The following is a 6,538-nucleotide window of genomic DNA, read 5'->3' as shown; positions in this document are numbered from 1 at the left end:
AACGCGACTGTCTGAGCAGCCGATCCACAAGAAGCCGGGGTTTTGTCCTTCTTCGAGTTTAGTGAAATACTCGGGGCGCTCTGAGGTGATGGAATCCGACCATTTTGAATTGTTTTCAAAGAGCTGTTTAATTTCTGGCATCTTACTTCCCTTCTATCATTCGCCACACTATACACAATGTTACAATTTCTATCTGTTAAAATAGTGTCATACCGACTTGTCTAATGAGCTAAATCAAGAAATTTCACATACTTATAAAAGGCAGGTGCGGAAGGATTATTAAGATTAATGTTAATAAAGGTGAAAAATACTAACTTTATTTGATAAAGTGATGTGAATTGTTTTTGTATCAGCAGGGATCTGAATTTTGTTTGGAAATCGATTTGAAGACATGCGCTTAAAAGGCGACATATTTGGTGGTGTCACCACCGCTATCATTTCACTTCCTTTAGCGTTGGCATTCGGTGTCGCTTCAGGCGCTGGCGCGGAGGCTGGCTTATGGGGAGCGATTTTTGTTGGTTTTTTTGCCGCATTGTTTGGTGGTTCTACGAGTTTAATTTCAGAGCCTACCGGGCCAATGACGGTGATCATGACAGCCGTTTTGACCAGTATGATGGCGAAGTACCCAGAAACCGGAATGGCGATGGCATTTACCGTTGTCATGATGGCAGGGGCATTTCAGATCTTGTTAGGGACATTGAAACTTGGAAAATACATTACTTTAATGCCCTACAGCGTCATCTCGGGTTTTATGTCAGGCATAGGTGTTATTTTAATCATCTTGCAGCTTTCTCCATTATTGGGGTATGCCGCTCCTTCTGGTGGGGTGATAGGCACTTTAAATGCGCTTCCTGAAACGTTCGCCAATTTAAAATTCAGTGAGCTATTTTTAGGCCTTGCAACGCTTGCGATTTTGTTCTTTTTTCCAAAAAAATATCGAAAATACGTACCGGCTCAGCTAGTGGCGCTGATTGCGGTTACCCTAGTTTCAGTGGTTTTATTTGATGCCGATGACATTCGACGTATTGGTGTGATTCCTGCTGGTTTGCCTTCCCTGGTCATTCCTCATATTAACGCTGACATCTTCATGGAAATGGTGATTGATGCCCTAGTATTAGGAACGTTAGGGTGTATTGATACCTTGCTAACTGCGGTTATTGGCGACTCGTTAACGCGTAAAGATCATGACTCAGACAAAGAGCTAAGAGGTCAGGGGTTGGCGAACATGATTTCAGGCTTGTTTGGCGCATTGCCTGGCGCGGGAGCGACCATGGGGACTGTGACGAACATTCAGGTTGGCGCTCGTTCACCGCTTTCTGGCATTATTCGAGCTCTGGTACTGATGTTGGTCGTGCTGGTGGCTGGTGGATTGACAGAACCTATACCGATGGCCGTATTAGCGGGTATTGCGGTTTATGTCGGATTTAATATTCTCGACTGGAGTTTCATTCAGCGCGCCCACAAAGTCAGTGTACAGGGCATGGCGATCATGTATGGCGTCATGTTACTCACGGTATTTGTTGATTTGATTGTTGCGGTAGGTTTAGGTGTATTTATCTCCAATATCCTTATTATTGAGCGGTTAAGTCTAGAGCAAGCAAGACAAGTTAAAGCGATCAGTGATGCCGATGAAAATGATGTACCACTGACCGATAGTGAAAGAGGGTTGCTTGACCGAGCGAATGGTAAGGTTCTGTTCTTTTATCTATCAGGACCGATGATCTTCAGCGTATCAAAAGCGATCTCTCGCCAGCACAATAGTATCTCTGATTACGAAGTGATGATTTTGGACCTTACCGACGTCCCAATGATTGATGTCACGGTAGGACTGGCTCTTGAAAACGCAATTAAAGATGCAAAAGACGCCGAATGTGAAGTGTTACTGCTTTGTCCTAACGAACACACGCGCCGACAATTAGAGAAGTTTCATGTGCTTGATTTGGTCTCTCAAAACAATACCTATTCGTTCAGGTATGAGGCTCTAAAGGCCGCGTTAAAGCATGTAGATGTTGATGAAACCTCAGTGTCTCTCGTTTAGATAAGTGGTTTATTTCAGAAGATTGTACTGATTAATTACAAGGCGCTGCGATATTATTGCAGCGCCTTTGTTTTCTTATGCAGAGTGATAATTTATATTGGGTGTTGGGTTGAAAAACAGACGCATCGGCGTCATGTGTTAGCCATAAAACCAAAAGAGCAATGTCATATTATGTACGCATTAGAAATAGAACAGTTGCGAAAAACTTATGCCGGTGGGTTTGAGGCTCTAAAAGGCATCAGTTTAAATGTCAAAAAAGGGGATTTTTACGCCTTACTTGGTCCCAACGGTGCTGGCAAATCAACCACCATCGGTGTGGTTTCATCGCTAGTGAATAAAACCTCAGGTAAGGTCAAAGTCTTCGGTTTTGATATCGATAGCGATCTAGAGCTGGCTAAGCAAAACCTGGGTTTGGTTCCTCAAGAATTCAATTTTAATCCATTTGAAACCGTAGAGCAGATCGTTCTACAGCAAGCGGGTTACTACGGTGTTCCAAGAGTACTCGCCAAAGAAAGAGCGAAAAAGTACCTTTCTCAACTCGATTTATGGGAAAAACGCAGCGAACGTGCACGAAACCTATCGGGAGGCATGAAGCGCCGACTAATGATTGCCCGTGCGCTGATGCATGAGCCACAGTTACTGATACTCGATGAACCGACCGCGGGGGTTGATATAGAACTGCGTCGCTCCATGTGGGAGTTCTTAAAAAACATCAACAAAGAGCAGGGTATTACCATTATTTTGACCACGCATTACCTGGAAGAAGCGGAAATGCTGTGTCGTAATATTGGCATCATTAACCGAGGTGAGTTGATAGAAAACACCACGATGAAGGCGTTGTTAAATCAGCTCCAAGTCGAGACGTTTATTCTCGACCTTGAAGGTGTCACGGCATTAGATCCTTTGAGTGGTGTTAATTCACAACGATTAGACAATGGGTCACTTGAGATCGAACTGGATAAGTCTCAGGGTTTGAATCATGTCTTTAGTCAGCTGACCGAACAAGGTATCACAGTACTTTCTATGCGCAATAAAGCAAATCGTCTAGAAGAGCTCTTTGTTAATATCGTGAAAGATCAATCGAAAGCGTCATCGCAAAACCAAGCTTCACTTCAATCTCAAGCTTCAGCTAAAGCTAAAGCTAAGGAGCAATAATCATGTATCAGATTTATTGGACAGCGTTTTGCAGCTTAGTGACCAAAGAAGTGAATCGTTTTACCCGAATTTGGGTGCAAACGCTTGTACCGCCTGCAATAACAATGACACTGTACTTTATCATTTTTGGTAATCTTATCGGTGCGAGAATTGGTGAAATGAATGGCTTTAGCTACATGGAATACATCGTTCCTGGGCTTATTATGATGTCGGTCATTACCAATTCCTATTCTAATGTTGCCTCGTCGTTTTTTAGTGCCAAATTTCAAAAAAACATTGAAGAGCTATTAGTCGCGCCTGTACCAAACTATGTCATTATCGCGGGCTTCGTGATGGGCGGAGTCACCCGTGGGCTATTAGTGGGTGCGATTGTGACTTTTGTTTCTCTGTTCTTTGTGGATTTACAGGTTGAACATTGGGGGATCATTGTCATGACGGTGTTTTTAACGTCGGTGGTGTTCGCTCTTGGCGGATTGATCAATGCCGTGTTTGCTAAAACCTTTGATGATATTTCGATTATCCCAACCTTTATTTTGACGCCATTAACCTATTTAGGGGGGGTATTCTATTCCATCAGCTTACTACCCGAATTTTGGCAAAGCGTGTCAAAAATAAATCCAATTGTGTATATGGTTAATGCATTTCGATACGGATTCTTAGGGGTGTCAGACGTTGATATCGTGACTTCTTTTGGGGTTTTAATCGCGTTTGTTATTGGGCTTTATGCGGTAGCGCATTACCTGGTGACTCGAGGCATTGGTTTAAGAAGCTAGAGCTGGCTTTTTTCCATCGGTATCTTCTGCTTCTATGAAAAAGGTCGACATAACATGTCGACCTTTTTGAGTGCTTTCAGGCAGTTTATTCTGATTCAGCAGTCTGAGTATCTTGGCTTTGCTCATCTTTGTTAATGGACTTGTTGTCTGCTTTGGTCTCTGTGACTAAATCGACAACTTGATTATCGATGAGTCGAGCTTGCCCTAAGAAGGCAGACATCAGAATGACAGCTTGAACGGTGTCATTTGTGATGGTTTGCAGAGTGTGAGCATCACGGATGAAAATCTCATCAGGTTGCAGACCGGCCGCACGCAATTGATCGCTCGCATCTTCAATGAGTGAATCGTAATCGTTACGTCCGCCACGAATCGCGCTACTTACCCAGCGCATCGTACGCGCCACGACAGGTGCACGTTGGCGCTCATCAATGGTCAATAGACCGTTACGGGAACTCATCGCCAAGCCATCCATTTCACGAACCGTAGGGACGCCGATGATTTGTGTATCTATGGCGAGATCGGTCGTCATTTGACGAATGACCGCCAACTGTTGGAAGTCTTTTTCGCCAAAACAAGCGAAGTCAGGCTGAACAATATTAAACAGCTTAGTCACGATGGTTGCTACGCCACGAAAATGCCCAGGGCGAGATGCACCTTCTAGCATGGTTGAGAGAGTCGGCACTTCAACAGAGGTTTGCTTGTCTAAGCCTTGTGGATACATCACTTCAGGCGTTGGGGTAAAGACCAGTTCAACGCCTTCTGCAGCAAGTTTAGCCACATCGTCTTCGAGTGTTCTTGGGTAGTTAGCCAGATCATCGGCGCGTTCAAATTGCATCGGGTTGACAAAAATACTGACGACCACAATATCGGCATGCTCACGAGCGTTTTTAACCAGTGTGATGTGTCCTTCATGCAGGTTTCCCATTGTAGGGACAAAAGCGACGCTCCGACCATCGCGTTTGTATTGCTTTATCTGTTCTCTAACGTGTGCGATTTCAGAAAAAATATTCATAGTAGAACTCCCTAGGCGATAGTATGCGCTTCATCAGGGAAAGCGCCACTTTCCACGTCACGGATATATTTTGCTACCGCTGAACGCATGTCACCAGTTTCAGCAAGGAAGTTTTTCGAGAACCTAGGCATGTAATTGGCTGAAATACCGAACATATCGTGCATCACTAGAATTTGTCCGTCAGTCACATTACCAGCACCAATACCGATAACAGGAACGTCAAGAACTTGAGTGATACGCTCAGCAAGCCCTGCGGGAACACACTCAAGCAGGACAATTTGAGCACCAGCCTGTTGCAAGGCTAGGGCATCTTTGACCATACGATCGGCATGTTCTTGATCGCGACCTTGAACTTTATAACCACCAAAAATATTCACAGACTGAGGGGTGAGGCCTAAGTGAGCACAAACAGGCACCGCACGCTCTGTCAGCATCTTAACGGTATCGACTAACCAGTCGCCACCTTCAATCTTCACCATGTTGGCACCGGCTTGCATAAGCTTTGCTGCGCTCTCACAAGCCTGTTCTGGAGTGGCATAACTCATGAATGGCATATCAGCCATTAACAAGCTGTTTGGGCTACCAGCGCGAACACAGCGCGTGTGGTAAGCAATATCTTCAACTGTGACGGGTAACGTATCACTTTTACCTTGTAAAACCATGCCCAGTGAATCACCAACCAGCAGTACGGGCATCTCTTGGCTTTCAAATAGCTGTGCAAAACTGGCGTCATATGCGGTAGAGGTTGCGAATTTACGACCTTCTTGTTTGCATTTAATTAGGTCGTTGATTGTGATTTTTTTCATCAGTTTTCCTTACAAGGCGTTGGCTATGATTGCCAAGTTCTGAGCCCGTTAAGATCCACTTTATTCAGCAGTTCTTGCAGCTCTGTCCCATCTGGGAGGGTTAAATTTGGTGCGATTTCTGCGAGCGGGTAGAGAACAAACTCACGCTCTTTCATTCCATAATGAGGAACGACAAGACGCTCGGAATCGATCACTTCATTGCCATAAAGAATGATGTCTAGATCTAAAGTTCGCGGACCCCAACGATCATCTTTACGGACGCGCCCTTGCTCTTGCTCGATTGCTTGTGTGCAATCGAGTAATTCAAATGGCGTTAATTGTGTTTCTATTGCAACCACAGCGTTGATATAGTCAGGTTGATCTTGAGGCCCCATCGGGCTGCTGCTATAAAGTTGTGATGCGCTCAGTTTTGATGAATTAGGCAGGTGCTTTAACGCCTCGATGGCGTCGTTCGCTTGGCCTACAGGGTCGGCAAGATTACTGCCGACCGCAATGTACGCGATCACCATTATTCAGGTTTGCTCTTTTTCTTACGATTATTTTTACGACGGCGATAAGGCGTTTTGGACCCTGTTTCTTCAAGTTCAGCTGCCATCGTTTGGCGGGTATTGCGACTTGCACTTTGGAAGGTTGCCCACCAAGTCGCGAGTTCTTTGGTTTGTCCTCCTTCCACTTCCCCACGCATTTCTAGGAAATCGTAACCCGCACGGAACTTATTTAATTCTGTTAATCTAAATAGATCGGAAGAGCGGGT

At 44.7% G+C, this 6,538-nt stretch carries 6 protein-coding genes and 2 pseudogenes; 3 read left to right on the top strand and 5 right to left on the bottom strand.

Annotation, left to right across the window (positions count from 1 at the left end; genetic code table 11):
* A pseudogene (locus ACP45E_RS11625) lies at positions 1–141 on the bottom strand (carbonate dehydratase); the annotation flags it as partial.
* Between the two features lie 226 nt (positions 142–367).
* Between ACP45E_RS11625 and ACP45E_RS11620 the strand changes: the two are divergent.
* The 3 genes from ACP45E_RS11620 to ACP45E_RS11610 all read left to right on the top strand — a co-directional run bounded on the left by ACP45E_RS11620 (position 368) and on the right by ACP45E_RS11610 (position 3,966).
* On the top strand, positions 368–2,038 hold the full coding sequence (locus ACP45E_RS11620; protein ID WP_026026504.1) for a SulP family inorganic anion transporter: 1,671 nt from the start codon (positions 368–370) through the stop codon (positions 2,036–2,038).
* 171 nt (positions 2,039–2,209) lie between these two features.
* Positions 2,210–3,193, top strand: coding sequence for an ABC transporter ATP-binding protein (locus tag ACP45E_RS11615; protein WP_017037185.1), 984 nt, complete (start codon positions 2,210–2,212; stop codon positions 3,191–3,193).
* A gap of 2 nt (positions 3,194–3,195) precedes the next feature.
* A complete protein-coding gene (locus ACP45E_RS11610) occupies positions 3,196–3,966 on the top strand; it encodes an ABC transporter permease (protein WP_017036672.1) in 771 nt (256 codons plus the stop codon).
* Positions 3,967–4,051: 85 nt separating this feature from the next.
* Here ACP45E_RS11610 and panC read toward each other — a convergent pair whose 3' ends face one another.
* From panC to ACP45E_RS11590, 4 genes and pseudogenes are all read right to left on the bottom strand, one after another.
* Positions 4,052–4,978, bottom strand: coding sequence for a pantoate--beta-alanine ligase (panC, locus tag ACP45E_RS11605; RefSeq protein ID WP_017037186.1), 927 nt, complete (start codon positions 4,976–4,978; stop codon positions 4,052–4,054).
* An 11-nt stretch (positions 4,979–4,989) separates the two neighbouring features.
* The gene (gene panB / locus ACP45E_RS11600) at positions 4,990–5,784 is read right to left on the bottom strand and encodes a 3-methyl-2-oxobutanoate hydroxymethyltransferase (protein WP_017036674.1); all 795 of its coding nucleotides are present in this window, start codon (positions 5,782–5,784) and stop codon (positions 4,990–4,992) included.
* Positions 5,785–5,807: 23 nt separating this feature from the next.
* Positions 5,808–6,293, bottom strand: a complete 486-nt coding sequence (gene folK, locus ACP45E_RS11595; protein ID WP_017037187.1) for a 2-amino-4-hydroxy-6-hydroxymethyldihydropteridine diphosphokinase — start codon at positions 6,291–6,293, stop codon at positions 5,808–5,810.
* Positions 6,293–6,538, bottom strand: a pseudogene (locus ACP45E_RS11590) (polynucleotide adenylyltransferase PcnB); the annotation flags it as partial. The gene folK and the pseudogene ACP45E_RS11590, both read right to left, overlap by 1 nt.

Origin of the sequence: Vibrio genomosp. F10 str. 9ZD137 (genome assembly GCF_049974785.1) — a bacterium.
GTDB lineage: Bacteria > Pseudomonadota > Gammaproteobacteria > Enterobacterales > Vibrionaceae > Vibrio.
The sequence above is the reverse complement of the archived record's forward strand: the minus strand, read 5'-3'. Positions and strand labels throughout refer to the sequence as shown.

Coding starts and splice junctions, on each gene's coding strand:
- folK (WP_017037187.1), bottom strand. CDS start 6,293: ATGGTGATCGCGTACATTGCGGTCGGCAGTAATCTTGCCGACCCTGTA.
- ACP45E_RS11610 (WP_017036672.1), top strand. CDS start 3,196: ATGTATCAGATTTATTGGACAGCGTTTTGCAGCTTAGTGACCAAAGAA.
- panB (WP_017036674.1), bottom strand. CDS start 5,784: ATGAAAAAAATCACAATCAACGACCTAATTAAATGCAAACAAGAAGGT.
- ACP45E_RS11615 (WP_017037185.1), top strand. CDS start 2,210: ATGTACGCATTAGAAATAGAACAGTTGCGAAAAACTTATGCCGGTGGG.
- panC (WP_017037186.1), bottom strand. CDS start 4,978: ATGAATATTTTTTCTGAAATCGCACACGTTAGAGAACAGATAAAGCAA.